This is a genomic window from Pseudomonas sp. DrBHI1, from assembly GCF_002205115.1.
Taxonomy (GTDB): Bacteria; Pseudomonadota; Gammaproteobacteria; order Pseudomonadales; family Pseudomonadaceae; genus Aquipseudomonas; species Aquipseudomonas mosselii.
Genome location: NZ_NIBE01000095.1, coordinates 22,530 through 46,439, shown reverse-complemented (window position 1 = coordinate 46,439; position 23,910 = coordinate 22,530). Strand labels below are relative to the sequence as shown.

Below are 23,910 nucleotides of genomic sequence, written 5' to 3'. Positions count from 1 at the left end.
GTCGACGGTGGCGATCACCGACATGCCGGGCAGCAGCCGTGGGCTGTCGTCACCCGCCGGGTCGAGGTGGATACGGACTGGAAAGCGCTGGACGATCTTGGTGAAGTTGCCGGTGGCGTTGTCCGGCGGCAGCAGCGCGAACACCGCGCCGGAACCCGGGGAGACGCTGTCCACCGTACCGCGCCAGTGCTGGCCGAAGGTGTCCACCTCAAGGGTCACCGGCTGGCCGGGACGCATCTGCGCCAACTGGGTTTCCTTGAAGTTGGCCACCACGTACGCCTGTGCCACCGGCACCACCGCCAGCAGCGGCAGGCCGGGGGTGACGTACTGCTGCTGGCGTACCTTGCGCTGGCCGACCACGCCGTCGAACGGCGCACGGATCTCGGTGTCGGCCAGGGCGCTGCGGGCCAGGTCAGCCTCGGCGCGGGCCTGGTCGAGGTCGGCCTGGCGTTGCAGCAACTCAGCCTCCAGTTGCTTGCCCTGCTGCTCCAGCATCGCCTTGCGTGCATGCTGGCGCGCCAGTTCGGCGTCGGCCGCGCGCTGCATGGCCTGGGCCTGGATACGAGTAGCGCGGGCCTGCTCCATGCGCTGCACGCTGGCCGCCTGCCATTGCGCCAGGTGCTGGTAGCGCTGCCAGTCGGCCTCGGCCCGCTGCGCCTCGCCGCGACTGCCACCACGCTCGGCGTCGGCACGGGCGATGGCATGGGCCTGCTCGTCCTGCTCGGCAGCGAAGGCGCGCAGGCGCATGCGCTGCACCTGCAACGCCGCCTCGCTCACCGCCAGGTGCGCCTCGGCCTTGCGCAGGCGATCGCGAAAGTCCCGTTCGTCCAGGCGCACCAGCAGGTCGCCGGTCTTGACCGCGGCGTTTTCCGCCACCGCCACCTCAGCCACATAACCACTGACCCGAGCGCTGATCGGTGCCCAGTCGGCGCGCACGTAGGCGTCGTCGGTCTGCTCCAGGAAACGACCATCGAGCCACCAGTAGCCGCCATAGGCCGCCAACAGCAGACCTACGCCCCCGGCCAGGCCGAAGCGCAGCAGGCGCTGGCGGCGCCGGATCTGGGTTTGTTCGAGGGTGTGCTGGGGATCTGGGCTGACCGCCTGGTTCATGCTGGGCTCCATCCGATGGGGGGAGCGCCAGGGTACGGAAACTGTGATTGTCGTTCGCTCGTGAATCGGCAAGCAATCGTCGTGAAATGGACAGCAGATCAATCAACGCTAATCCTGCGTGCGGAACCTGTGAGCGGCCTTGCCGAGGCGTCGGACCGTTCGGATGGGCTGCGCAGCAGCCCCAGCGATTGATGCGTCAACGCTGAAGCCCTGGGGCCGCTTCGCGGCCCTTTCCGACCGGTCCGACGCCTCGGTAAGGCGCTCAGGGGATTGCGTTGGCTGTGGAATGCCTTCAATCCTGCAGGAACGCCAGCACCTGCTCCGCGGCCATCGACGGATCTTCCTGCATGAAGCAGTGCCCGCCCGCCACCTGCTGCCCGCTCACCTGGGCATTGAGCCCCGCCAGGCGCTGTACCGAGTGCGGCACGAACGGATAGGTCTGCTCGCCGTACAGGATCCGCGTCGGCGTCTGGATACGGCCCAGGTGCTGCCACATGCGTTCGGGGAACGAACTGAAGATCTCCACCTCGCGGCTGGGCCGGCACTTGAGCACCACGCCTTCGCCACAATCCCCGATGGCGTGCTCCACGTAGGCCTGCAAGGCGGCATCGGTCCAGCCCTTGAAGATCCCGCGCCCTTGCAGCGAGGCCTGCGCCGACTCACGATCGGGCCAGTGGCTACGGCGGGTGGCGGCCTTGCGCGCCAGAGCGTGGCGCCGGTGCAGGCCGACCATGGCGGCGGCGCCCATCACTCCGATCATGCGTCGGCTGAACAGCACCGGGTCGAGCAACACGGCGCGTTGGAACAACTGCGGCTCGCTGGCCAGGATCAGGCCAGTGAGCACGCCGCCGAAACTGTGGCCCAGGGCGTAACGTGGAACATCTCCATATTCGCCGCGCCCGGTCTCGAACGCCTCTACCGCCAGCGCCGCGCTGCGATTCCAACCGCAAAAGGCGCCGCCGTGATCACTGTCGCCATGGCCTTGCACATCGCTCAACCACAGGTCGAAGTGTTCACCCAGGCGCATGAGCATAGGTTGGTAAACCAGGCTGCAGAAACCGTTGCCATGCAGAAAGTGCAGCAGCGGCTTGCCGCTGGCGGGGGTTCGCCATCCACGCAGGGTAAAGCCTTCGGCGCATTCATGGGACCAGGGAATCAACTCCATCGACGGCACTCATCGGCTCTAGGAAAACGCCGATTCTACAAACAGCAGCGGATACAGTGAAATCACCAGCAGCACGGCCATCAGGACATTGAACAGCACCACCGCGCGCGGATTGCGCAGCAGGTTGCGCAAGGCGCTGCCGAACATCACCCAGATACCGACGCTCGGCAGGTTCACCAGGGCGAACACGGCGGCAATGACAATCACGTTGAACACATAGCCCTGGGCCGGCGTATAGGTGGTGATCGCTCCGACCGCCATCACCCAGGCCTTCGGGTTGACCCATTGGAACGCAGCGGCGCCCCAGAACCCGAGCGGCTTGCGGCTGCCGCCACTGTCGCCGGACATCGGACCGGACGTGGCGATCTTCCAGGCCAGGTACAACAGGTACGCCGCACCTGCGTAGCGCAGGATGCTGTACAGCGCCGGCCAGGCCTTGAACACCTCGCCCAGCCCAAGGCCGACCGCCAGCACCATCACCATGAAACCGACACTGATGCCCAACGCGTGGGGAATGGTGCGGCGCACGCCGAAGTTGACCCCCGAGGCCAGCAGCATGGTGTTGTTCGGGCCGGGGGTGATGGAAGAGACGAAGGCGAACAGGACGAACGCACTGAGCAGATCGAGCGAGGCAAGCATGACGGCGGTTTCCGGCTTTTCTGATTATCGAAAGGCCACAGTAGCGGAGGGCTGGGGGAAATGACCGGTACAGTTGCGCGAAATTGAGCAGATACAAATTTCTGTTCCATTCATATGCATGTTTGCTGACCGCTTCTACATCATCGGCGCGGCAAATCATCCGCCAGGCACCTGGCGGCCTCACTTCGTTTTCCCTGACACTACCGATCACCTTTGTACCCAACCGATCACAAGGAAGCCCACCATGCCCGTGACCATCCGCCCCGCAGTTCGCGGCGACGCCGCCCAGATCCTGGCCTTCATCACCGAACTGGCCGACTACGAGCGCGCCCGCCACGAAGTCGTGGCGACCCTCGCCGACATCGAGCACAGCCTGTTCGACGCGAGCAGCACGGTGCGCAGCCTGGTCTGCGAGCGCGACGGCCAGGCCATCGGTTTCGCCGTCTACTTCTACAGCTACTCCACCTGGCTGGGGCGCAACGGCATCTACCTCGAGGATCTCTACGTCACGCCTCAGCAGCGCGGCGACGGTGCCGGGCGCAAGCTGCTGCGGCATATCGCCCGCGAGGCGGTGGAGAATGGCTGCGGTCGCCTGGAATGGAGCGTGCTGGATTGGAACGAGCCAGCCATCGGCTTCTACCGCTCGCTGGGCGCCGAGCCGCAGGACGAGTGGATCCGCTACCGCCTCGACGGCGAGCGCCTGCGTCAGTTCGCCGAAGGCTGAGGCGCCTGCCCCCAGAACGACGCCTGCGCCAATACCGGCACCTCGACGCGGCTGCGCTGGCCGCCGCGCTCGATCACCAGGCCGCGGCCTTCGATGGCCACCAGGCGCACGCCGCGGGCCAGTTCCTCGCCACTGCGCACGGCACGCGCCGGGCCGCCGTCGATGCTGACGATGGCCACCGCGCCCTGGCTGCCGGCCATCACCCCACTGACCTGGATCTGCGCCTGCAACGGCAGGTCGGCGAACCAACGCCCGGCCGGTGTTTCACTGGGTGTCAGGGCCTCGGCAGGCTGCAGCGAGGCTACGCCCGGCGAGGGCTGCAGCAACAGGCTGGTCCAGGTCACAAGGCCGGCGATCAGGGCCAGCAACCCCAGCCCCTGCAACAATGGGCCGAGGGAAAGGTTGGGATGGACAATACGCATGGTCACGCGCTCCTTGTGTGCCTGTGCCCGAGCATACCGGGCGATTCTCACGGTTTTGTTTCACACGGCGATCATCTTGCACGGGCAAGCTACCTGGCAGGACAAGGAGCGCCCCGTGAACGGACAACGTGGTTTCACCCTGATCGAACTGATGGTGGTGCTGGTGATCGTCGGTATCGCCAGCGCCGCCATCAGCCTGAACATCCGCCCCGACCCGGGCAAGCACCTGCGCGCCGACGCCGAGCGCCTTGCGCGCATGCTGGAACTGGCGCAGAGCGAAGCCCAGGCCGATGGCCAGCCGCTGCGCTGGCACAGCGACCGCGACGGCTACCGCTTCATCCGCGCCGACGGCCAGGTGCTTGCTGACGGCCCACTCAAGCCGCGCAGCTGGCAGGCCGAGGCGGTCAAGGTGCAAAGCAAGCCCCGCGGCGCGGTATGGCTCGATGGCGAGTGGATCGGCACGCCACTGACCCTGCGCCTGCGCAGCGGCGCGCTGCGGGTGGAGCTGGCGCGCAACGCCGCCGGCCAGGTGCGGGTCAGCCAGCCATGAACCGGCAGGCGGGCTTCACCCTGATCGAAGTGATGATCGCCATCCTGCTGATGGCGGTGGTCAGCCTGATCGCCTGGCGCGGGCTGGACAGCGTCAGCCGCGCCGACCGGCATGTGCGTGAGGCCAGCGAAGACCAACAGGCGATCCTGAGGGTGTTCCAGCAACTGGAACGCGACCTGGCCCTGCGCGCCACCGTCGAGCTGGTCGAGCCGACCCTGCCCGGCCGCGAACCGCCTGGCAAGCCGTTGCTGCCCGCGGTGCGCGCCCGTGCCGACCGGCTTGAGCTGGTGCGCTCCGACGCCGTCTCTGGCAGCGGTCTGCAACGGGTGCGCTGGTACGTGCGTGGCGGCACCTTGTATCGCGCCGCCGCGCCGCTGCGCGAGCGCTTTGCGCTGCCCGCGCCCAAGGTCGCGGTGGCGGTGCTGGATAACGTAAGCGCCTTCGACCTGCGCAGCTGGCAAGCCAAGGGCGGCTGGCGCGCACCGGCCAGCGAGGCCGACGACAACCCCATTGGTCTCGAGGTGCGACTTACCCGCCGCGGCCCTCAGGGCGAGGAGCGTTATCGCCAGGTACTGGGGCCGTTCAACTGACCAGCACCACGCCGCCCGGCAGCTCCAGACAGCGGGCACCATAGGCGACACGGATCAGTTCGGCGGCCTGGCGCAACTGGTCGAAACTGAACCGCGCCTGCACCCGTCGGCGCCCTAGCGTGGGGTTGAGCAACACCAGGCGACCAGGACGGTAGCGGTTGATCTCATCGATCACCCGGGCCAATGGCGCATCGCGAAATACCAGCATGCGCTCGCGCCAGGCCATCACCTGGCCCGGATCGAACGGTTCGGGCACACCGATGCCTTGGGCGCCATAGCGCAACTGACGGCCCGCCGGCAGCGCCTCGACGCGCCCCTGGAAGGCCACGCGCAACTCACCCCCCAGGCAAGTCACGCAGACACCTTCATCGTCCTCACGCACGTTGAATCGGGCCTGCTCGGTGCTGATCACCCCATCCTGCGCCCGCACCTGCAAGGGCTGGCCGGCCTGCACCTCGATTTCGCCGGCCAGCAGTGCGATACCCTCAAGTTCGCGGCTGACCCGGGTACGCACGTTCAGCTCAAGCTTGATCCCCGGCGCCAGCTCCACCCGTTGTTGCTCGCCGACCTCGGTGGCAAACGCCGGTGCTGGCGCCATGGCCGCCTCGAGCAGGCCGCCGCGCCAGACCACCAGCGCCACCGACGCCGCCAGCGCGCCACCCAGCAACGCCCGGCGACCGAGCAACGGCGCACCCTGCCCCGCCTGCCGTGCCGCAGGGCCGAGCAAATGCCAGAGTTGGCGTGCTTGGGCAAAGGCCTGGGCATGCGCCGGGCTGCGCGCGCACCACTGGCGCAGGGCCCGGGCATCGGCCTGGGTGGCCTGGCCGGACGTCAGCCGCAACAGCCAGTCCTGGGCCTGGCGCTGCAAGTCGGGATCGGGCGGAATCTGGGACATGGGGCTCACATGAAGAGGTCGACTATCGTTCAAGACGGTTTTCCCGCGCCGGGACCGAACCGCTGAAACACTTTTCTATCCAGGCGCATCGCGCAATGCCCCAGCGCCGCCTTGAGTTCCTTTTCCACCGTGCGCGTGGAGATGCCGAAGCGCTGGGAGATTTCCAGGTGCGACGCCTCCTCCAGGCGAGCGGCGATGAAGATCCGCCGGCGCCGGGCCGGCAGTTCGTAGAGGGCGCCCAGCAGGTTCTGGATCTCGCGCTGGCCGCCGACGATGCGCGCCGGGTCCTGGTCCTCGGCCACCTGCAGCAACGCCTCGATCTCGGCACCGGTGAGCAGCCGGGCGTCGGCCTCGCGGCGGTCGGCGGCGACGTTCAGTGCCATGCGGTACAGGTAGGCGCCAGGGCGTTGCAGGTCGTGCGTCGCGTCCATGCGGTCAACCCGCAGGTAGGTTTCCTGCAGCACGTCGTTGGCCAGGTCATCAGAACCGAGTCGACGCCTCAGGCGTACCCTGAAGGCGTCGTAGGAGGTCAGAAACAGCTTGACCAGCGCACTGTCCCGAGGTTTGTTCATGCCGCCGCAGCTCCTTGCGAAAGTGGGCAATCCATAGGTTCCGGACGCAGCAGCAGGGTCAGCGGCTGCGCCAGGGATGTCGGCGGCGCCTGTTCCAGGCGCACCGTGCGCAGGCGCTCGACGAGCGCTGCGTCGCGGGTGAAATCGCCGGTCGAGGCCAGCAGGCGGCTCTGCACCAGCTGGCCGTTGACATCGATCCACACCTGCAAGGCCGCCCGGTAAGCGCCCGGCCGGGTCAGTGGCGAGGCGCACAGGGCGCGTTCGACCGCGTGTTGCAGCGCCAGCGCATAACTGCCCGGTGAAAAGCCACCGGCGCGACCGCGCGCGGGTGTGCCGCGCAGGCGCAACGGTTGCAGGGTGAAGCCGCCGCCGCTGTAGCTCGCCTGCAGACCGGTGCCCTGCAGCAGTCGCTGCAGGCCTTCGCGCGCCGGATAACGGCCCACGACCGGGCTGGAGCGCTGACCGGCGAGCAAGGCCTGGTCGACCAGCACGGCCAGGCCACTCTGTTGGCCGAAGCTGTCCAGCGCCCGGTCCAGCGCCTGCGCCGGGATATCCAGGGTCAGCAACGGCTGGCCGCGCAGACCGGGAGCCGCCAGCAACCCGGCCAGCATCAGCACGCCGGCCACGAGCAATGCACGCACAGCTGTCCGGGCCTCCTTGCTGGCCGCCGTCGCCGGGGAAACGTCATCCTGGGGCCTGTGTATGACGCTGTGGTGACAGCCAGCGGCAACCAAAGCTTCACCCCGACGGCGGCCTGCAGGGGCTAGACTGCGCCGAAGAACGATTGCCCGGAGACCCGCCATGGCCCGCCTGCCCCTGACCACCCTGCCCCTGCTGCTGGCCTGTGCCCTGCCGGCGTACGCCGAACCGCCCAAGGACGGCCAGGGCTGTATCGACGTGCAGGTCGGCCAATCACGGGCACTGGCTTATGACTGCCTGACCCAGCAGCTGCAAGGCACTGACCCGCGCGCCGCCAAGGGGCTGCACGAGCAACTGGATCCGGCGCGGCAGATGCAGCGCAGGGCGCCGAACCAGATGGGGCTGGCGACGCCGGCGGCGACCTCGACGCGCATGGGTAACAGTTTTGGCAGTTCCGTGGTGCCACAGCGGCCTTGAGGGGGTTGGCGGAGTCTGCTGGGTTTCTGGCGATAGAGTTGCAGCGCCTACAAGATCGAGCGCCGCCCGCGCGACGCAAGGCCGCTCCTGCACCTGTTTCGGGCCAATCAATCCTGTACCAATGCCTGGTCCGGCTTGTTGGCCCGACGAAATTACAGCATGGACACCACTACCCCTCCCTGCGCAACAGATAGGTATCCATGATCCACCCCTTGCGCCGCCGCGCCTCCTCGCGCAACTGGATGATGCGTGCCTTCACCGCCAGCAACGGCCCGCTGACCAGCAACTCGTCCGGCGTGCCCAGGTAGGCGCCCCAATAGATCACCAATTGCGGGTCGTCCAGGTCGGCAAAGGCGCACTGGCCGTCGAGCATCACCAGCACGTTGTCGATCCGCGCCTGTTCGCCCAGGCGTCGCCCCGGCAACACGGTCAGCGGCTCGCCGATGCGGTTGAGGGGGATCTGGTGGCGGGCGGCCAGGGCCTGGATGCTGCTGATGCCGGGAATCACCTGCAAGGCCAGCGCCACGCCTTGCTCGCGCACCAGGTCGAGGATGCGCAGGGTGCTGTCGTACAACCCGGGCTCGCCCCACAGCAGGAAGGCACCGGTGTCGGCGGCGCCCAGTTCATCCTCGATCAGGCGGGCGTACAACGCGGCGCGCTGGACGTGCCAGTCCTGCACGGCACCGACATAGTCCGGCGCCTGACCGTCCCGACGGGGGTCCTCGACCTGCACCAGGCGGTAGCCGCCCTCGGGCCGGTAGCGCTCGATAATGACCCGGCGCAGGCGCACCAGTTCGTCCTTGTCAGCCCCCTTGTCGAGGACGAAGAACACCGTGGCGCGGCGCAGGGCCTCCACCGCCTCATAGGTGACCTGGCGCGGATCGCCCGGCCCGATGCCGATCAGTAGAAGCTGTTTCATCGCCTGCCCTGCCTGGTTGCCAGTGGTCATTGTCGACCGACCACCGGCCCTTTGGCAAAGCGGCTCAGAAGATCGAGAAGTTGTAGCTGACGATGACCCGGGTCTCGTCCATGTCGCGCGCCCATTTCTCGTAGTTGCTGCGGTAGGTGGAGTTGCGCAGGCGCACGCTGACGTCCTTGAAGGTGCCGGACTGCACCTGGTACTTCAGCTCGCTGTCGCGTTCCCATTCCTTGCCTTCGGCATTGCTGCCGGGAACCTTGACGTTGTCGCCGTTGATATAGCGGGTGAAGAAGGTCAGGCCGGGCACGCCCAGGGCCTTGAAGTCGTAGTCGTAGCGCACCTGCCAGGAGCGTTCCTGGGCGGCGGCGAAGTCGTTGACCTGGGCATAGTTGACCAGGTACGGGTTGCTGCCGTCGAGGTACGGCATGGCGCTGTCGCCGTACATGCGCTGCCAGCCGGCGCTGAGCTTGTGGCCACCGAGGCTGTAGCCGAGCATGCCGCTGAAGGCGCGGTGGTCGATGTGCCCGGCGCGGGCGTTGCCGATGTCGTCGCTCTTGATCAGGCGCAGGTCGGCCGACAGCGTGCCGACCTCCAGTGGCTGGCTGGCGACCAGGCCGAGGAAGTGCTGGCGGTAGATGTCCTCAAGCTTGGAAACCTGGTACTGGGCGCTGACACGCTCGTTGACGCGGTAGTCGACACCGGCCAGGTCGAAGTGGTCGGCCTCGATGTCGCAGGCATAGCGCTTGTTCTTGCAGTGCACGCGGATATCCTGGCGGTCGGTGGAGTCCCGCGCGGTGTACTGGTTCAGGCGCGCCAGGGTGAACTTGAGGTCGCGCACCTCCTCGGAGGTCAGCCAGGCACCGTGGAACATGGTCGGCAGCAGGCGGCCGTCGTTGTACTTGAGCAACGGCACGTCCGGCATCATCGATCCGTACTTGAGCACGGTATTGGACACTTTCACCTTGCCGGCGACACCCATCTTGGCGTACTGGTCGGCAGAGTGGCGCGGGTCGTGACCGGAAGACGGCAACAGGCCGCTGTTGCTGTCGGCGGGGCTGGAGTCGAGTTTGAAACCGACCATGCCCAAGGCATCCACCCCGAAGCCGACCGGCCCCTGGGTATAACCGGACTGGACATTCAGAATAAACCCCTGCGCCCATTCTTCGCGTTTCGACGCACCCTGTTTGGAACTGCTGTGGCCATCACGGAAGTCCCGGTTGAAATAGACATTGCGTGCTTCGACCTTGGCACTGCTGTCTTCAAGAAAACCGGCGGCCTGGGCGTTGACACCGGCACACAGGAAGAACAGGCCGGCAACTCGGCGCCCGGGGGCGAGGGGGAAAGGGGCAAACATGCGAGGGAACATCCAAAAGAAGGGCGAAAAACCATCCGGGCAGTCATCTGCACCGGCACTACGCGATGAACGAATACATGTCGACCATCATCCATAATTTTCCGCCAAAGGCTCTAGCCTGCGCCATGGGACCATGGTCTAACGCCGCTGCCAGGGTGGTTTCGAATAGCGCGTAAAAAACCGGCAAAGTTCCCGGCTAATTGATTGAAAGTTTGCAGTTTACCCACTCGCAAGCGACTACTACACTCTCGCTTAGCGAACAGCTTTACCCATCCACGTGGCCGGCGTTCAGTCAGTTTTCATGTTCGTCACGTCCCGCCACGGCAGACTTACAGGAGTGATGACAGTGTCCAGACTTGCAGAGTTTCGTGCTGCCGAAAAAGCGCTCAAGGAACAGATGGCACAACTGGAAGCGCTGAAAAAGGATGCCGGCCTTAAACGCGAAATCGAATTCGAGCAGAAACTAGTCGGCCTGATGAAAAGCTATGACAAGAACCTGCGCGACATCATCGCCATCCTCGATCCGAAGGCCGCGAGCCGCGCCCCGGCGCCGATCAAGCAGCAGCGTCGGCCACGGGTGGTGAAGGTCTACCAGAACCCGCATACCGGCGAGCGGATCGAGACCAAGGGCGGCAACCATCGGGGGCTGAAAGCCTGGAAGGAACAGTACGGGGCGCAGACGGTGGAAAGTTGGGTGCGGTGATGAAACCTCGACACCTGCTTCACACTTTTTTCACATGCGCAGGCCCAGTATCGAACCAGCTAAAGGACTAGCGACCCCATCACGCGCCCGCACATGCGGGCCTCTAATTCCAGCGCCCCGCACACGTGCGGGGCGCTTTCATTTGCGCTGGCGATGGACTTCCGTATCATGGTCCGCCTGTTTTAGGCCCTGATCCAGGAGTACCCATGAGCCTGCACGATCTGCAAACCCTGCCCGGCGTCACCGCCCAGCCGGACACCGCCACCGCCCACTTCGTGTTCAACCACACCATGCTGCGAGTCAAGGACATCGAGAAGTCCCTGGACTTCTACACCCGCGTGCTGGGTTTCAGCCTGGTGGACAAGCGTGACTTCCCGGAAGCGGCTTTCAGCCTGTACTTCCTGGCCCTGGTTGACCAGAAAGCCATCCCGGCCGATGACGCCGAACGCCACCAGTGGATGAAGTCGATCCCCGGCGTGCTCGAGCTGACCCACAACCACGGCACCGAAAACGACCCAGAGTTCGCCTACCACGATGGCAACACCGACCCACGCGGCTTCGGGCACATCTGCATCTCGGTACCCGACGTGGTCGCCGCCTGCGCCCGCTTCGAAGCCCTGGACGTGCCGTTCCAGAAGCGCCTGAGCGATGGCCGCATGAAGCACCTGGCTTTCGTCAAGGACCCGGACGGCTACTGGGTCGAGATCATCCAGCCGACCGAACTCAAGGCCTGATCGTCGGTCGCGCTCGTCGGGCCGGGAACTCCCGGCCCCTCGCTGTGGTATCTAGAAGGAGCGCCTGTTCCCAGCCACAGCGAGGTAAGGACGATGCAAACCCTTCACTGTGAATACCGCGACCACACCATCACCGCCAGCGTGATGCCTCACCCCGACTCGCCCCTGCCCTATGCGGCCGGTTGCGTGATCACCGATCCTGCGGGCCACTGCAGCCGGCGAATCTCGATGCCGATGAAGTTCTTCGCCGACCTGGAAAATGCCCAGCATGTGTCCCTGGCCCATGGCAGGGCGCTGGTTGACCAGCAGTTGGACGAGACTGGCCGGAAAGTGTTCTGAATCCTGTGACCTGCCCCGGCCGTATCGCCGGCACGCCGGCGATACGGCGCGTTAACGGCGCCCTGTAACAGGGACGTCTGGCGTCAACTTTCCCGGGCAAACGCCACGGCGGCTTGCATTTGCTCCGGTGTCGGCCGCACCCCGGTATACAGCACGAACTGCTCCAGCGCCTGCAAGGCGATGACATCGAGCCCGGTGATCACTGGCGTGCCAAGCGCCTCGGCGGCGCGGATCAGCGGGGTACGCGCAGGCATGGCCACTACGTCGAACACCCGCTGCGCCGCCTCGATGGCGGCTTCGGCAAACGCCAGTCGCTCGGCATCCGGCCCTCCGGCCATGCCGATCGGTGTGACATTGACCAGCATCGGCGGACACCGGTCGCCCAGCTCCGGCAGCCATCGATACCCGCAGACATCCGCCAACTGCCGCCCGGCCTGCTCGTTGCGGGCAACGATAGTGCCGTCACGGAATCCTGCATCCCGCAACGCACTGGCCACTGCCTTGGCCATGCCGCCACTGCCACGCAGGGCGAACGCGGTGGATGGATCGACCTGGTGTCGGGCCAGCAGTTGGCGCACCGCCAGGTAGTCGGTGTTGTAGGCCTTTAGATGGCCGTCGGTGTTGACCAGCGTGTTCGCCGAGGCGATGGCCGCGGCGGACGGATCGACCTCGTCCACCAGCGCCAGGCAAGCCTCCTTGTACGGCATCGACACGCCGCAGCCACGAATGCCCAGTGCACGGATGCCGGCAACGGCAGCAGGCAGGTCTTGGGTGGTCATGGCCTTGTAGTAGTAATCCAGCCCGAGCTGGCGGTAGAGATGGTTGTGAAAGCGCACGCCGAACGTTCCGGGGCGCCCGGCCAGGGAGATGCACAGCACCGTGTCCCGGCTCGGTGAATGGCTCATCGCGGATCCTCTGTCATGGCTGAAACGATTGCGCCAGCGTAGCAGACCCTGCCGCCGGTCGCCCCTTACACAACCTTTACCCTTGCCCTGGCAGCAGTTGCGCAAAGATGGGGTCATAGTAATCGAGCCCCGAACGTGGGGTTGTCTTGTGAGGATCGACCATGAACCGTTTCATCCCCGGAATCGCCCTGCTGGTCGGCGCGCTGGCCGTCAGCGGGCAGGCATCCGCCCACGGTGGCGGCTGGTACGGCCCGGGGCCGGTCGTCGGTGCTGCCGTGGCCGGTGCGATTTTCGGGGCGGCCGTCTCCAGTGCTCCGCGTACCGTCTATGTCCAGCAACCACCGGCCTACTATCCACCGCCCCCGGTCTACGTGCAGGCGCCACCACCACCGGTCTACTACCAGCCTTACGTGGTCGAACGCTACGTACCGGCACCGCCACCGGTGTACCGTCGCTACTACGGCCCACCGCCGGTGTACTACGGTCCACCGCGCTGGTAGGCGCCATCGTTGATAAAAGCAATGACCACTATCGAGGACATTGATTTCTAACCCTGAGGGCATCTGCGTAAGGTGGAGCCATGTTCGAGAGGAGATCCATCATGGCCCCGATCCAGATCATGTCCGTTGTCGGCAGCGCGGTACCCGGCAGTCTGCGCCAACAAGGCCTGCTGGCCTGCTGGTACCTGCTGCGCAACGGCGAAACCATCAGCGGCCCGTTGACCAGTCGCCGCGCCGCTGAAACCCTGGCCGACCGTTTGCTTGGCCAGACGCTCACCGCCTGACCCGAAGTTTGTTGTGCGTTGCTCCCTACGCCTCTTGTTGCCCGCCGCCATGGCGGGCTTTTTTTGGGTATCACAAATGCCCTGAACCCGGCGCCGCCCAGGCCGCCAGGGGCAGCGGTGGTTGCTGGTCGAGGATCCGCCGCCAGATCAAGGCCAGCCTGCCGCCATCGAACAGGGCTGCGGCGCCGCCCCCGATCCACCCTCTGGGCTGGGTAACCACCCACCGCCCGGAGGGGTCGCGCCGGGCCATTTCGAAGCGGAAACTGTAGCTGCCCGGCATGCCCATGCGCAGATCGGTGACCACCAGCGAATCACCAATGATGTCGTAGCGCAGCCAGTCGTCGGTGAACCAGCGCAGCCGCTCGTGCAACGCCGAACCGCGAAGCACCCTGGCCACCTCCAGGTTGCGCGACTGGCGCAGCATCTCTGGAGACTCGCGATCAAACCAGCTGCTCACACCTTCGTAGTAGTCACCCTCCGGTGTTTTCGCCAGTGTCCGCCAGATCAGGCTGTTGAAGGCTATAGGCACCGCACGGACCTCGCCGGGGGTGACGCCTTGTGCCCGCAAGGCCAGCTCGAAGCGCTGCTCGGCGGCCATGCGCCCAGCCAGGCCGAACCCCAGGTACACGGTACTGCACGCCAACGCCAGCGCCAGCAGCGAGGTCGCCCTGCCCTGCAGCCCCTTGATCGCCGTATAGCCGACCGCCAGCAGCAACGGCACGGTGTACACCGGGTCGATGATGAACACGGCGGCCCAGCTCTGCGGCGTCAGGTGCAGTGGCCAGAACAACTGGGTGCCGTAGACGGTGAAAGCGTCGAGAATGGGATGGGTGACCAGTGCCAGCCAGAAAGCCAGGAACAGCCGGGGCCGGGTGTAACCCTTGTCCGGCCAGCGCCAGGCAACCAGCCAGGCCAGCACCAGGGCCAGCCCAGTCAGGACAAGGATCGAGTGGGAAAAGCCGCGATGAAAAGTCATCTGCGACACCGGATCGGCGTAGCGGATCACCACATCCAGATCGGGTACGGTGCCCAGAGCGGCGCCGTAGAGCAATGCGCGGCGGCCTTGCAGGCGACCCAACACGGTGCCTTGCAAGGCTGCGCCGAGCACGGCTTGGGTAAGTGAGTCCAAGGTGGCGATTCTCCCGCACGATCGACCAAGGTAACCAGAAACGCGCGCAAACCGTCCGAAGGCCTGCGCGCTGGCGAGGGTCACATGGCGTGACGCAGCATTTCCACCACCTGCGCATGCAGTGCTGGATCGCCGCAAGCCACCACGCAACCGCCGTTCTGGGCCGAACCGCCATCCCAGGCGGAGATCACCCCGCCCGCGCCTTCGATGATCGGCATCAAGGCCTGCACGTCATACGGCTGCAGGCTCGCCTCGACAATCACATCGACAAAGCCCGACGCCAACATGCAATAGGCGTAGCAATCACCGCCGTAGCGCATGAGGCGAGCCTTGCCGGCCACGGCCTCGAAAGCCGCCTTGCGCGCCGGGGTATCGAACATGTCGGGGGTGGTGCACATCAGCGTGGCCGAGTTCAAGTCAGCACAGCCACGGGTCTTGAGCGGCGTCTGCCCACGCCAGGCACCTTGGGGGGTGCCGACGAAGCGCTCGCCCGTGAACGGCTGGTTCATCACGCCGACCACAGGGCGCGCGCCATCATTGAGGGCGATCAGGGTGCCCCACAATGGCAGACCGGTAATGAAGGCGCGGGTACCATCGATCGGGTCAAGCACCCAGGTCAACGGGCTGCTGCCCATTGCCGTGCCCTGCTCCTCACCCAGGATGCCATGGTCCGGATAACGAGACTGGATCAATCGGCGCATCGCTTCTTCGGCGGCCTTGTCGGCGACGGTCACCGGATCGTAAAGGCGCCCACCCTTGTCCTCGACGTCCAGGCTGGCGCGAAAGTAAGGCTTGATCGCCTCCGCGGCGGCATCGGCCAGCTGCTCGGCGAAAGAGCGGAATTCGTCGGTCTGTTCGGGGCTCAGGAACATGGAGCGGGCCTCGTGATTGAAAGGACCCGCATGATACCCGACTGCGCGGCGCGGCGGATGACTGGCACCGACAATGATATTGTTATGCCATTATTGCTACTTCATTTAATCGTCACTCAATCGTTGTACTAGCATAGCAAGCAGCTCCAATGGCCCCGCCGGCAGTCAAGGATGCTGGTCACTGGCGCGCGCGGGCCCCCGTTCCACCGCATATCATGGATGACACGATGAATTCGCACCTGCTGTTTCCGCAGATCGGCAAAGCCATATCCAGTACCGGTAGCCGCCACTTTCCCAGGCACCTGCACGACTTGATCCAGACCCACCTGACCATTGACGCGACGCATATCCGTCAACTGCGAATCGACCCGGCGTGCGCCAGCCAGCCTGACACGACACTGATCAACGAGACGGTGTTCAGTGCCGGCGATCCCGGTGAGGGCTTCGACGATTCGTCGCGCTTGCACCTGACCCGACGCAAGGATGGCTACCGCTACGAAATCACCGTGCTGCGGGCGGGCACGCGCAATGGTTTTTCTGCCATCGAACGCAGCCGGTTGGAAGATATTTCGCCCTTGTTGCTGCCTATGCTCGAGAAGCACATCAATGCGTTGCAGCCCGCCACCGTCGGGCTGGCGGATCTGGACAGCCTGGGTCAACGGTTCCTTGAACGACTGCATCAAACCGGAATCAGCCTCTCGGAACGCGAGATGCAGGTATGCAAAGGGCTGCTGGCCGGGCGTACGGCGCCACAGCAGGCGCAGCACTTGCTGCTGAAGGTCAATACAGTGGAGAGTTACCTGCGCCGCGCCGCAATCAAGTTGGGAATCAGTGGCCGGCATTCGCTGATGCGGTGGATGTATGCCGAGGCCTGAGGGTTGTCACCGGCTTGGTCCCGGTGACGCACGCGGACTATGCGGGGGTTGGAGAAATGGGGCAGCAGGCACAGCAGCCATGACGTTGTTCAGGGTTACCGCAGGACTTGAGAGTCAGCGCTGGCGCGCCACCTGCCACAACCGCGCCACATCCCCGGCCCGCGCCTTCAATAACGTCTTTGCCTCGGCGCAGGCCTGTTCCAGGCTCATCGGCCCACTGGCCAAGGCAAAGGCGGCATCGATGCCCTGTGCGTACAACTGCTCGTAGCCGGCCCCCAGGGTCCCCGCCAGCACCACCACCGGCACGCCGTGGCGCTTGGCCACCCGCGCCACGCCGAGCGGCGTCTTGCCGCGCAGGGTCTGGGCATCGAAACGGCCTTCGCCGGTGATCACCAGGTCCGCGCCCTGCACCAGCTCATCCAGGCCGGCCAGCTCGGCAACGACCTCGACGCCCGGGCGGAACCGCGCGCCCATGAACGCCTTGGCGGCGAACCCCATGCCCCCGGCCGCGCCGCTGCCCGGCTGGTCACGCACATCCTTGCCCAGCAGCGCCGCGCAATGATCGGCGAAATGCGCCAGGGCCAGGTCCAGGGCCTGCACCTGCTCGGGACTGGCACCCTTCTGCGGGCCGAAGATCGCCGAAGCGCCGTTGGCGCCGCACAGCGGGTTGTCGACATCGGCGGCGACGTCCACCCGCACCTGCGCCAGGCGCGGATCCAGATCGCTGGCATCGATTCGCGCCAGTTGCGCCAGGGCCAGTCCGCCCTCGGCCAAGGGCGCGCCCTGTGCATCCAGCAGTCGCAGGCCCAGCGCGCGCAGCATGCCGCTGCCGCCATCGTTGGTGGCGCTGCCGCCGATGGCCAGGACGATGCGCGAGGCACCGGCCGCCAGCGCCGCGGCCACCAGCTCACCGGTGCCCCAGGTGCTGCTGCGGCAGGCGTCGCGCTGGCCGTTGGGCACCAGCTGGATGCCACTGGCCTGGGCCATCTCGATCACCGCCGTGCGGCTCGCGGCCAGCCAGCCCCAGCCCGCCTCGACCGGCTCGCCCAACGGGCCGCGCACCACCTGGCGGCGCAACTCGCCCTGGCTGGCGGCGACAATCGCCTCCATGGTGCCTTCACCGCCATCGGCCATCGGGCATTCGATGCGCTCGGACGCCGGCCAGACCTCGGCCAGGCCGGCGGCGATGGCGCGGGCGACGCCGGCGGCGTCGAGGCTGTCCTTGAACGAGTCGGGGGCGATGACGATCTTCATGGGGATTCTCCTGTCCTGTTGCCGTGCATGCTGACAGGTGTGCGCCAGAGCGGCCTCGGTCGGATGCACAAAACACAAGGGCGTTGTTTGGGCGGATGCCTGTTCGCGACGCTACAACCCCTTTGCCGGCAACAGCTGCAGTCCCAGATACAGACTCAACATCCCCTCCATCCGCAACGGATCCACCTCCCCCAACTCGGCAATCCGCTCCAGTCGATAACGCAGGCTGTTGCGATGGATCCCCAGCGCCTCGGCACAGGCTTGGCTCTGACCATCATGGGCGCACCAGGCGCGCAAGGTGAGCAGCAACTGGCCGCTGGCATCCTTGGCGCGGATGCGTTGCAACGGTTCGAGCAGTTCATCCAGCGCATCGTCGTTGCGATGCCGCCAGAGCAACGCCGGCAGGCGATAGCGGGCCAGGCTCAGCAGGCGTTCGTCAGGCAGCACTTCTCGGCCATAGGCCAGCAGGTCGCGCACCCGTCGATAGCCACGGCGCAACTGCTCAAGGCTCTGCGCCGGACTGCCCAGCGCCAGGCGTTCCACGTCCCAGCCATGGCGCTGCAGGCGCTCGAACAGGCGCGGCTCGTCCAGCACCACGCCCGCCGGACGGCACCACAGCAACGACTGGCGCGCAGGACTGACACACCAGCTGTCCGGGTAACGGTTCATCAGCCAGGCCGACAGCGCTTCGGCCGGCGGCCCGGCGCGCAGTTCGAACAGACAGGGAATTCGTGGCAGGTTGGGCTTGAGCCCCAGTTGCTGGGCCTCGTCGACCAGGCGAGGTGAATCACCGCTGCCACCCAGCAACAGCGCCAGCAGGTCGTCGCAGCGCTGGCGACGCCATTGCTGCTCCACCTGCAGGTGACGCTGGGCCAGCAACATCTCGGCGGTCATGCGCACCAGCTCGCCGTAGGTGCGCAGTTGCTGCGGATCACCGGTCAGTCCCAGCACGCCGATCAGCCGGCCATCGAGCATCAGCGGCAGGTTGACACCGGGCTGCACGCCTTTGAGGCACTTGGCCGCGTCCGTATCCAGTTCAACAATACGACCGTTGGCCAGCACCAGTTGCGCGCCTTCGTGGCGGGTATTGATGCGCTCGGGCTCGCCACTGCCGAGAATCAGGCCCTGGCTGTCCATCACGTTGACGTTGCACGGCAGGATGGCCATCGCCCGATTGACGATGTCCTGGGCCAGGTCGTGGTCCAGCTCGAACATTGCAAGGGTCCTTCGACTTTGGTCGGCGGCACAGCAGCCTGCACCTGAGGCTGTGCAAAAGCACAAAGACAGCCGCGCTACACTCCCCGAGACTGCTCAAGGCGAGCGCCGGCACAGGCGACGCGGTGACAACCATAACAACAGAGAACCCGATCATGGCACACAGCCCCGCCCCTGACCAAGGCATCGAGAGCACCCGCAACGCGCTGTACCGGCGCATTACCCTGCGGCTGATCCCGTTCATTTTCATCTGCTACCTGTTCAACTACCTGGACCGCGTCAACGTCGGCTTCGCCAAGTTGCAGATGCTCGACGCGCTGAAGTTCAGCGAAACCGTGTACGGCCTCGGCGCCGGCATCTTCTTCATCGGCTACGTGCTCTGCGGCCTGCCCAGCAACCTGGCGCTCAACCGCTTCGGCCCGCGGCGCTGGATCGCGCTGATGATGATCGCCTGGGGCAGCCTGTCCACCTGCCTGCTGTTCGTCACCACCCCCACCGAGTTCTATGCCCTGCGTCTGCTCACCGGCGCCGCCGAGGCGGGCTTCTTCCCCGGCGTGGTGCTGTATCTCTCGCGCTGGTTCCCGGCCGACCGCCGCGGCCGCATCATGGCGCTGTTCATGTCGGCGATCCCGGTGTCCGGCCTGCTCGGCGGACCGTTCTCCGGCTGGATCCTCGACCACTTCGCCGCCGGCCAGCATGGCCTGGCCGGCTGGCAGTGGATGTTCCTGATTCAGGGGCTGCCCACCGTGGTACTCGGCGCGCTGGCGATCGTACTGCTCAGTGACGGTTACCAGAGCGCCCGCTGGCTGAGCCCGGCCGAGCGCCAGCTGATCGAGGCGGACCTGAAGGCCGACGCCGCCAGCAAGCCGGCCACCCGCGGCGACAGCGTGCTGTCGGTGCTGAGCAACCCGCTGATCTGGACCTTCGGCTTCGTCTACTTCTGCATCCAGAGCGGCGTCTACGCCATCAACTTCTGGCTGCCGTCGATCATCAAGAACATGGGCTTTGACAGCCCGCTGCTGATTGGCTGGCTGAGCGCCATTCCCTACCTGCTGGCCGGGGTGTTCATGATCCTGGTCGGACGATCGGCGGACCTGCGCAACGAACGCCGCTGGCACCTTGTGGTGCCGATGCTGATGGGCGCCCTGGGCCTGCTGATCGCGGTGAACTTCGCCGGCAGCCCGACCATCGCCATCCTCGGCCTGTCCATCGCCACCATGGGCGCGCTGACCGGCCTGCCGATGTTCTGGCCGATGCCGACTGCACTGCTGACTGCAGGCACCGCGGTGGCGGGCCTGGCGATCATCAACTCGGTGGGGCAAATGGCGGGATTCCTCAGCCCTTACCTGGTGGGCTTCATCAAGGACCAGACCGGTTCGACCGACGCGGCGCTGTATGCGCTGGCGGGGTTGATCGTGGTCGGCAGCCTGGTGGCGTTGCGGGTTTCGCGAGGTGGAAGTGCCGTGTTGGCTGGAGCCCGCTAGACAGCAGACAACCTCATCGCGGGGCAAGCCCGCTCCCACGCCTGTAGCCAGCCGGCACAGGATCTGTGGAAGCGGGCTTGCCCCGCGATGGTCATAACGCTAGTTGCGAGGCTTCCACCCCGCCTCGTGCAACGCCGTCAACAGCGTGTCTCCCTCCAGCGCCGGCACCACCAGCCCGCCCTTGCCCTGCATCGTCCGCCCCGCCAGCAAGGCGTTGACGATCGCCTCCTCCACCGCCTCCGCCGCCGCCATGAACAGCGCCGAGATATGGTCGTTGTTGAGCATGCGCACCGCCGTGCACTGCGCCAGCCCTTTGCGCGCATAGTCCGCTGCGGGCAGGTCCTGGTTGCCGGTGGAAAACGCCAGGAAGATATCGCCGCTGGAGTCCTCGGTACCGCCGCCGGTACGGGCGATACCGATCGACGCCCGCTGCGCCAGGCGCTGGCACTGGTGCGGCAGCAAGGGCGCGTCGGTGGCGATCACCACCACGATCGAACCCATACCCGGGGTGCCCGCCTCGGCCTCGGCGAAGGGCGACGGCAGGTGACCCAGCTGACGCCCGACCGGATAGCCGTCGACCCGCAGCTCGCGCCGCTGGCCATGGTTGGCCTGGACCAGGACGCCGACGGTCCAGCCCCCCTGGTCATCTGCCAGGCGCCGCGAGGCCGTGCCGATACCGCCCTTGAACTCATGACAGATCATTCCCGTACCACCACCCACCGGGCCTTCCTGCACCGGGCCGGACTCCGCGGCCTGCTGCGCCTCGCGCACCTGCGCCGGCGTCACGTGCTGCCCCCAGATGTCATTGAGCAGGCCATCATAGGTTTCCATCACCACTGGCATGCACCAGTACACCGCGTCGTCGGGCAGGCGCTCGCGCTCGGCGGCGATCAGCGCGTCGCGCACGACGCCGACGCTGTGGGTGTTGGTGATGGCAATCGGCGTGGTCAGCAGCCCGGCCTCGCGGATCCACTCCAGCCCCGTGGCGTCGCCATTGCCGTTGAGCACATGGCAACCGGCAAAGCACGGTTGCTGGCGCGCCGCACCCGCGCGCGGCTCGATCAGGGTCACCCCGGTGCGGATCGGCACCGGGCGTTGTTCGTCGACCAGGGTGCTGTGGCCGACCCGTACTCCCGGTACGTCGGTGATGGCATTGAACGGGCCCGGGGTGCCGTGGCCGAGGGTGATGCCCAGTTGACGCGCACGCATGTGTACTCCTTGGATGCTCACAATTTCTGGAAAGTCGGGCTGAGGCGGCCGTGGGTGCTGTACAGCACCATCGACACGGCCAGCAGCCCGAGAATGATCGACAGGTCGCGCAGCGACGCCTCGCGCAGCAAGGTCACCAGCAGCCAGCCGGCGCCGCTGACCGCCAGCAGGGCCGGCAACGGCCACAGCGGCATGCGATACGGGTGCTCACGGTCGCGCCGCAGTACCCGGCTGCACAGCGCGCAGGCCGCCACCACCAGGTAAATCAACAGCAACAGCAGCACGGTGAACGAAGTCAGTTGCTCCAGGCTGCCGGACAGGCTCAGCAATGCCGAAGGGACGGCCAGGAACAGGGTCGCCAGCCACGGCGACTCCCAGCGCGGATGGATCAGCGTGAAGGCGCGATTGAGGGTTGGCGTCCAGATCGCATCGCGGCCGCTGCTGTAGACCACCCGGCCGACCTGGATGACGATGGCGACGATGGCGTTGAACACCGAGAGGAAGATACCGGCGCTGACCAGTCGCGCCAGGGTCTCGTTGCCATGGGCGGTCAGCAGGTAGCCGATCGGATCACCGCTGGCCAGCATCGCCTGCAGCGACGGCGCGCCGATCAGCAGCGCCGCCAGTGGAATCACCTCGATCGCCACCACCACCGCCAGCGACCACAGCACTGCGCGGTGCACGGTACGGCCACGGTCCTTCATGTCCTCGGCGAGCAACACCGCGCCACCGTAGCCGTTGAAGGCGAACAGGGCCATGCCCACCGCCCCCAGCACCAGCGCCCAGGGTGCGACGACCAGGCTGCCCTGCTCGAGCATCTGCGGTTGCAGCAAGCTCGCCACTGGCTGGCTGGCGTTGCCGAAACCCAGGGTCACGATCACCAGCAACGCGGCGACCTCGCAGAACAGGAAAAGCCCGGTGATCCAGGCGTTCAGGCGAATATTGAGGATGCCCAGCGCATAGCTCGACACCACGATCACCAGGGCCACTGCCTGGGTGTCGAACGTGGTACCCAAGGCGTTGTTCAGGTAGGTGGCGGCACCGGCGGCGAGCACCGGCGGGATGAACAGCATCGAGGCCAGCACGGTGAGGAAGGTGGCGTAGCCGGCCAGCCCACCGAACACCCGCTTGGCGTACACGTACTCACCGCCGGCGGAGCTGTGGGCACGCCCCAGTTCGGCGTAGCACCAGGCGAACATCAGCGCCAGGGCCGCAGCCATGATGAAGGAAAGAAAGGCGCCGCTGCCGGCCTGCTGGATGGCGAACGGGGCGATGACGAACACGGAACTGGCCGGGGTCACCGCCGACACGGTGATGGCGACCACGTCGAACACCCCCAGCCGTTGCTGGAGCGCGCCCGTGGGCGCTGCGCTGGAGCTCATGGCGTTTTTCCTCTGGTTGTTATTGGTTGTGAGGGGAAAACCGGTCACGCGGCCGCTGGACCTGGGCTGGACTGTAGGCCGAGCGAACGCCCGGGCCAATTACCCTTAGGGGGTACGCCCCTTGACGCCGAGGTGAAAAGCTCTGAACACTGCGGGAGCCTTGTCGCGGGCGAGCCCGCTTCCTTCACTCTCATGGCGCCGCCGCATGCATAACCTGTTCACCGAAGCCAGTACCCACGCAGGCCTGGCCCGCACCGTCGAGCAGATCGGCCAGCCGCGCTTCTGGCGCCAGCTGATCCTGTTGCTGCAGCAATGGCTGGCGTTCGACAACGCGCTGGCGATGGTCTACCCGCGCGCCGGCCTGCCCCGCGCGCTGGAGATCTTCGATGCCCGGGGCGAAGGCAATCCCGAGGCCATGGCCTTGTACCTGAGCGGGCTGTACCAGCTCGACCCGTTCTACCAGGCCTGCCAGGAGCGCATCGGCGATGGTCTGCATCGCCTGGAGGAAGTGGCGCCGGACCAGTTCCGCCAGAGCGAGTACTACCTCAAGTACTTCCACGACCATGTGCTGGAAGACGAAGTGCAGTTCATCGTGCAGTTGGGTGAAAGTGGCGCCCTGTCGTTGTCGCTGGGCCGCCGCGAGCGGTTTGACAGCGCCAGTCATGGGTTGCTGGCGGTGGTGTGCCCGTGGGTAGTCGCGCTGATGGCCCAGCACTGGCTGCAGCTGAGCCTGCGCCCGGCGCCAGCGACGGGCATGGCCCACCAAGTACGCGACGCCATGAGCCTGTTTGGAGCGAAAGTGTTGTCGGAGCGCGAGCTGGAAATCGCCCGACTGATCCTGCGCGGGTACTCATCCAAGGCCATGGCCGAGCGGCTGGCCATTTCGCCGGAGACCATCAAGGTCCATCGTCGGCACCTGTACGCCAAGCTGGACATCTCGTCGCAGCCAGAGCTGTTTTCGCTGTTCCT

28 protein-coding genes are annotated in these 23,910 nt (G+C 66.2%); 12 read left to right on the top strand and 16 right to left on the bottom strand.

Features of this window, described 5'->3' with window-relative positions; genetic code table 11:
* The 3 genes from CC207_RS19640 to CC207_RS19630 form a co-directional block, all read right to left on the bottom strand.
* A partial coding sequence (locus CC207_RS19640) for an HlyD family secretion protein (protein WP_088852617.1) occupies nt 1-1,110 on the bottom strand: 1,110 nt, incomplete at its 3' end.
* 292 nt (nt 1,111-1,402) lie between these two features.
* The gene (locus CC207_RS19635) at nt 1,403-2,275 is read right to left on the bottom strand and encodes an alpha/beta fold hydrolase (RefSeq protein WP_028692235.1); all 873 of its coding nucleotides are present in this window, start codon (nt 2,273-2,275) and stop codon (nt 1,403-1,405) included.
* An 18-nt stretch (nt 2,276-2,293) separates the two neighbouring features.
* On the bottom strand, nt 2,294-2,914 hold the full coding sequence (locus CC207_RS19630) for a LysE family translocator (RefSeq protein WP_028692234.1): 621 nt from the start codon (nt 2,912-2,914) through the stop codon (nt 2,294-2,296).
* Between the two features lie 244 nt (nt 2,915-3,158).
* On the opposite strand from CC207_RS19630, the gene CC207_RS19625 reads away from it, so the two are divergent.
* Nucleotides 3,159-3,638 carry a GNAT family N-acetyltransferase gene (locus CC207_RS19625; RefSeq protein ID WP_028692233.1) on the top strand — a complete coding sequence of 160 codons (480 nt, stop codon included), beginning with the start codon at nt 3,159-3,161 and terminating at the stop codon, nt 3,636-3,638.
* Here the strand turns inward: CC207_RS19625 and CC207_RS19620 are convergent.
* The gene (locus CC207_RS19620) at nt 3,620-4,060 is read right to left on the bottom strand and encodes a general secretion pathway protein GspC (RefSeq protein ID WP_062363405.1); all 441 of its coding nucleotides are present in this window, start codon (nt 4,058-4,060) and stop codon (nt 3,620-3,622) included. The genes CC207_RS19625 and CC207_RS19620 overlap by 19 nt on opposite strands.
* Nucleotides 4,061-4,175: 115 nt before the next feature.
* Between CC207_RS19620 and gspH the strand changes: the two genes are divergently transcribed.
* Nucleotides 4,176-4,610: a type II secretion system minor pseudopilin GspH gene (gspH, locus tag CC207_RS19615; RefSeq protein ID WP_256582131.1), complete on the top strand. Its 435-nt coding sequence runs from the start codon at nt 4,176-4,178 to the stop codon at nt 4,608-4,610.
* Nucleotides 4,607-5,200: a prepilin-type N-terminal cleavage/methylation domain-containing protein gene (locus tag CC207_RS19610; RefSeq protein WP_088852615.1), complete on the top strand. Its 594-nt coding sequence runs from the start codon at nt 4,607-4,609 to the stop codon at nt 5,198-5,200. The genes gspH and CC207_RS19610 overlap by 4 nt, the downstream gene beginning before the upstream one ends.
* Here CC207_RS19610 and CC207_RS19605 read toward each other — a convergent pair.
* Genes CC207_RS19605 through CC207_RS19595 form a run of 3 tightly spaced genes read right to left on the bottom strand, consistent with a single transcriptional unit; the run spans nt 5,193 to nt 7,308 of the window.
* Nucleotides 5,193-6,095 carry a DUF4880 domain-containing protein gene (locus CC207_RS19605; protein WP_088852614.1) on the bottom strand — a complete coding sequence of 301 codons (903 nt, stop codon included), beginning with the start codon at nt 6,093-6,095 and terminating at the stop codon, nt 5,193-5,195. The two genes, CC207_RS19610 and CC207_RS19605, sit on opposite strands and share 8 nt — an antisense overlap.
* Before the next feature lie 29 nt (nt 6,096-6,124).
* The gene (locus tag CC207_RS19600; protein WP_028692228.1) at nt 6,125-6,667 is read right to left on the bottom strand and encodes an RNA polymerase sigma factor; all 543 of its coding nucleotides are present in this window, start codon (nt 6,665-6,667) and stop codon (nt 6,125-6,127) included.
* The gene (locus CC207_RS19595) at nt 6,664-7,308 is read right to left on the bottom strand and encodes an STN domain-containing protein (RefSeq protein WP_256582130.1); all 645 of its coding nucleotides are present in this window, start codon (nt 7,306-7,308) and stop codon (nt 6,664-6,666) included. Before CC207_RS19595 ends, CC207_RS19600 begins: the two co-directional genes overlap by 4 nt.
* Nucleotides 7,309-7,468: 160 nt before the next feature.
* Between CC207_RS19595 and CC207_RS19590 the strand changes: the two genes are divergently transcribed.
* Complete coding sequence (locus CC207_RS19590; RefSeq protein ID WP_088852613.1) at nt 7,469-7,783, top strand: hypothetical protein; 315 nt, start codon at nt 7,469-7,471, stop codon at nt 7,781-7,783.
* Between the two features lie 169 nt (nt 7,784-7,952).
* Here the strand turns inward: CC207_RS19590 and cobF are convergent, their stop codons facing one another.
* Nucleotides 7,953-8,702 (bottom strand): precorrin-6A synthase (deacetylating), encoded by a 750-nt coding sequence (cobF, locus tag CC207_RS19585; RefSeq protein ID WP_088852612.1) that lies wholly within the window; start codon nt 8,700-8,702, stop codon nt 7,953-7,955.
* Between the two features lie 64 nt (nt 8,703-8,766).
* Nucleotides 8,767-10,056 (bottom strand): OprD family porin, encoded by a 1,290-nt coding sequence (locus tag CC207_RS19580; protein ID WP_028692224.1) that lies wholly within the window; start codon nt 10,054-10,056, stop codon nt 8,767-8,769.
* A 346-nt stretch (nt 10,057-10,402) separates the two neighbouring features.
* On the opposite strand from CC207_RS19580, the gene CC207_RS19575 reads away from it, so the two are divergent.
* The 3 genes from CC207_RS19575 to CC207_RS19565 all read left to right on the top strand — a co-directional run bounded on the left by CC207_RS19575 (nt 10,403) and on the right by CC207_RS19565 (nt 11,832).
* Nucleotides 10,403-10,759, top strand: a complete 357-nt coding sequence (locus CC207_RS19575) for a histone-like nucleoid-structuring protein, MvaT/MvaU family (protein ID WP_028692223.1) — start codon at nt 10,403-10,405, stop codon at nt 10,757-10,759.
* A 206-nt stretch (nt 10,760-10,965) separates the two neighbouring features.
* Entirely contained in the window at nt 10,966-11,493 is a 528-nt protein-coding gene (gene gloA / locus CC207_RS19570; protein ID WP_028692222.1) for a lactoylglutathione lyase, read from the top strand.
* A gap of 93 nt (nt 11,494-11,586) precedes the next feature.
* A complete protein-coding gene (locus CC207_RS19565) occupies nt 11,587-11,832 on the top strand; it encodes a hypothetical protein (protein ID WP_028692221.1) in 246 nt (81 codons plus the stop codon).
* A gap of 83 nt (nt 11,833-11,915) precedes the next feature.
* Here CC207_RS19565 and CC207_RS19560 read toward each other — a convergent pair whose 3' ends face one another.
* Nucleotides 11,916-12,737, bottom strand: a complete 822-nt coding sequence (locus CC207_RS19560; protein ID WP_062363390.1) for a shikimate 5-dehydrogenase — start codon at nt 12,735-12,737, stop codon at nt 11,916-11,918.
* Between the two features lie 161 nt (nt 12,738-12,898).
* Here CC207_RS19560 and CC207_RS19555 point away from each other — a divergent pair, with 161 nt between their 5' ends.
* Both CC207_RS19555 and CC207_RS19550 read left to right on the top strand, forming a co-directional pair.
* Nucleotides 12,899-13,237, top strand: a complete 339-nt coding sequence (locus CC207_RS19555; protein WP_028692219.1) for a hypothetical protein — start codon at nt 12,899-12,901, stop codon at nt 13,235-13,237.
* 101 nt (nt 13,238-13,338) lie between these two features.
* Complete coding sequence (locus tag CC207_RS19550) at nt 13,339-13,521, top strand: hypothetical protein (RefSeq protein ID WP_028692218.1); 183 nt, start codon at nt 13,339-13,341, stop codon at nt 13,519-13,521.
* A gap of 70 nt (nt 13,522-13,591) precedes the next feature.
* Here CC207_RS19550 and CC207_RS19545 read toward each other — a convergent pair whose 3' ends face one another.
* Both CC207_RS19545 and hisN read right to left on the bottom strand, forming a co-directional pair.
* Nucleotides 13,592-14,650 carry a metal-dependent hydrolase gene (locus CC207_RS19545; protein ID WP_088852611.1) on the bottom strand — a complete coding sequence of 353 codons (1,059 nt, stop codon included), beginning with the start codon at nt 14,648-14,650 and terminating at the stop codon, nt 13,592-13,594.
* A gap of 80 nt (nt 14,651-14,730) precedes the next feature.
* A complete protein-coding gene (hisN, locus tag CC207_RS19540) occupies nt 14,731-15,522 on the bottom strand; it encodes a histidinol-phosphatase (protein ID WP_028692072.1) in 792 nt (263 codons plus the stop codon).
* A 227-nt stretch (nt 15,523-15,749) separates the two neighbouring features.
* Between hisN and CC207_RS19535 the strand changes: the two genes are divergently transcribed.
* A complete protein-coding gene (locus CC207_RS19535; RefSeq protein WP_028692073.1) occupies nt 15,750-16,397 on the top strand; it encodes a helix-turn-helix transcriptional regulator in 648 nt (215 codons plus the stop codon).
* 114 nt (nt 16,398-16,511) lie between these two features.
* On the opposite strand, the gene CC207_RS19530 is transcribed toward CC207_RS19535, so the two are convergent.
* Both CC207_RS19530 and CC207_RS19525 read right to left on the bottom strand, forming a co-directional pair.
* Nucleotides 16,512-17,651: a glycerate kinase gene (locus CC207_RS19530; RefSeq protein ID WP_028692074.1), complete on the bottom strand. Its 1,140-nt coding sequence runs from the start codon at nt 17,649-17,651 to the stop codon at nt 16,512-16,514.
* A 111-nt stretch (nt 17,652-17,762) separates the two neighbouring features.
* Entirely contained in the window at nt 17,763-18,866 is a 1,104-nt protein-coding gene (locus CC207_RS19525) for a sugar diacid recognition domain-containing protein (protein ID WP_028692075.1), read from the bottom strand.
* 155 nt (nt 18,867-19,021) lie between these two features.
* Here CC207_RS19525 and CC207_RS19520 point away from each other — a divergent pair, with 155 nt between their 5' ends.
* Nucleotides 19,022-20,350: an MFS transporter gene (locus CC207_RS19520; protein ID WP_028692076.1), complete on the top strand. Its 1,329-nt coding sequence runs from the start codon at nt 19,022-19,024 to the stop codon at nt 20,348-20,350.
* A gap of 99 nt (nt 20,351-20,449) precedes the next feature.
* Here CC207_RS19520 and CC207_RS19515 read toward each other — a convergent pair whose 3' ends face one another.
* Entirely contained in the window at nt 20,450-21,559 is a 1,110-nt protein-coding gene (locus CC207_RS19515) for a P1 family peptidase (protein ID WP_088852610.1), read from the bottom strand.
* Nucleotides 21,560-21,576: 17 nt separating this feature from the next.
* Nucleotides 21,577-22,941 (bottom strand): APC family permease, encoded by a 1,365-nt coding sequence (locus tag CC207_RS19510; protein ID WP_028692078.1) that lies wholly within the window; start codon nt 22,939-22,941, stop codon nt 21,577-21,579.
* Nucleotides 22,942-23,146: 205 nt separating this feature from the next.
* On the opposite strand from CC207_RS19510, the gene CC207_RS19505 reads away from it, so the two are divergent.
* Nucleotides 23,147-23,910, top strand: a 764-nt coding sequence (locus CC207_RS19505; RefSeq protein WP_088852620.1) for a helix-turn-helix transcriptional regulator, incomplete at its 3' end; no start/stop codon positions are given.

Excerpts from the sequence above, each read along its gene's own strand:
- cobF (WP_088852612.1), bottom strand. The coding sequence starts at position 8,702 with ATGAAACAGCTTCTACTGATCGGCATCGGGCCGGGCGATCCGCGCCAG.
- hisN (WP_028692072.1), bottom strand. The coding sequence starts at position 15,522 with ATGTTCCTGAGCCCCGAACAGACCGACGAATTCCGCTCTTTCGCCGAG.
- CC207_RS19605 (WP_088852614.1), bottom strand. The coding sequence starts at position 6,095 with ATGTCCCAGATTCCGCCCGATCCCGACTTGCAGCGCCAGGCCCAGGAC.
- CC207_RS19620 (WP_062363405.1), bottom strand. The coding sequence starts at position 4,060 with ATGCGTATTGTCCATCCCAACCTTTCCCTCGGCCCATTGTTGCAGGGG.
- CC207_RS19630 (WP_028692234.1), bottom strand. The coding sequence starts at position 2,914 with ATGCTTGCCTCGCTCGATCTGCTCAGTGCGTTCGTCCTGTTCGCCTTC.
- CC207_RS19560 (WP_062363390.1), bottom strand. The coding sequence starts at position 12,737 with ATGAGCCATTCACCGAGCCGGGACACGGTGCTGTGCATCTCCCTGGCC.
- CC207_RS19565 (WP_028692221.1), top strand. The coding sequence starts at position 11,587 with ATGCAAACCCTTCACTGTGAATACCGCGACCACACCATCACCGCCAGC.
- CC207_RS19550 (WP_028692218.1), top strand. The coding sequence starts at position 13,339 with ATGGCCCCGATCCAGATCATGTCCGTTGTCGGCAGCGCGGTACCCGGC.
- CC207_RS19580 (WP_028692224.1), bottom strand. The coding sequence starts at position 10,056 with ATGTTTGCCCCTTTCCCCCTCGCCCCCGGGCGCCGAGTTGCCGGCCTG.
- CC207_RS19530 (WP_028692074.1), bottom strand. The coding sequence starts at position 17,651 with ATGAAGATCGTCATCGCCCCCGACTCGTTCAAGGACAGCCTCGACGCC.
- CC207_RS19510 (WP_028692078.1), bottom strand. The coding sequence starts at position 22,941 with ATGAGCTCCAGCGCAGCGCCCACGGGCGCGCTCCAGCAACGGCTGGGG.
- CC207_RS19590 (WP_088852613.1), top strand. The coding sequence starts at position 7,469 with ATGGCCCGCCTGCCCCTGACCACCCTGCCCCTGCTGCTGGCCTGTGCC.
- CC207_RS19525 (WP_028692075.1), bottom strand. The coding sequence starts at position 18,866 with ATGTTCGAGCTGGACCACGACCTGGCCCAGGACATCGTCAATCGGGCG.
- CC207_RS19515 (WP_088852610.1), bottom strand. The coding sequence starts at position 21,559 with ATGCGTGCGCGTCAACTGGGCATCACCCTCGGCCACGGCACCCCGGGC.
- CC207_RS19535 (WP_028692073.1), top strand. The coding sequence starts at position 15,750 with ATGAATTCGCACCTGCTGTTTCCGCAGATCGGCAAAGCCATATCCAGT.
- CC207_RS19635 (WP_028692235.1), bottom strand. The coding sequence starts at position 2,275 with ATGGAGTTGATTCCCTGGTCCCATGAATGCGCCGAAGGCTTTACCCTG.
- CC207_RS19610 (WP_088852615.1), top strand. The coding sequence starts at position 4,607 with ATGAACCGGCAGGCGGGCTTCACCCTGATCGAAGTGATGATCGCCATC.
- CC207_RS19555 (WP_028692219.1), top strand. The coding sequence starts at position 12,899 with ATGAACCGTTTCATCCCCGGAATCGCCCTGCTGGTCGGCGCGCTGGCC.
- CC207_RS19600 (WP_028692228.1), bottom strand. The coding sequence starts at position 6,667 with ATGAACAAACCTCGGGACAGTGCGCTGGTCAAGCTGTTTCTGACCTCC.
- CC207_RS19625 (WP_028692233.1), top strand. The coding sequence starts at position 3,159 with ATGCCCGTGACCATCCGCCCCGCAGTTCGCGGCGACGCCGCCCAGATC.
- CC207_RS19520 (WP_028692076.1), top strand. The coding sequence starts at position 19,022 with ATGGCACACAGCCCCGCCCCTGACCAAGGCATCGAGAGCACCCGCAAC.
- gloA (WP_028692222.1), top strand. The coding sequence starts at position 10,966 with ATGAGCCTGCACGATCTGCAAACCCTGCCCGGCGTCACCGCCCAGCCG.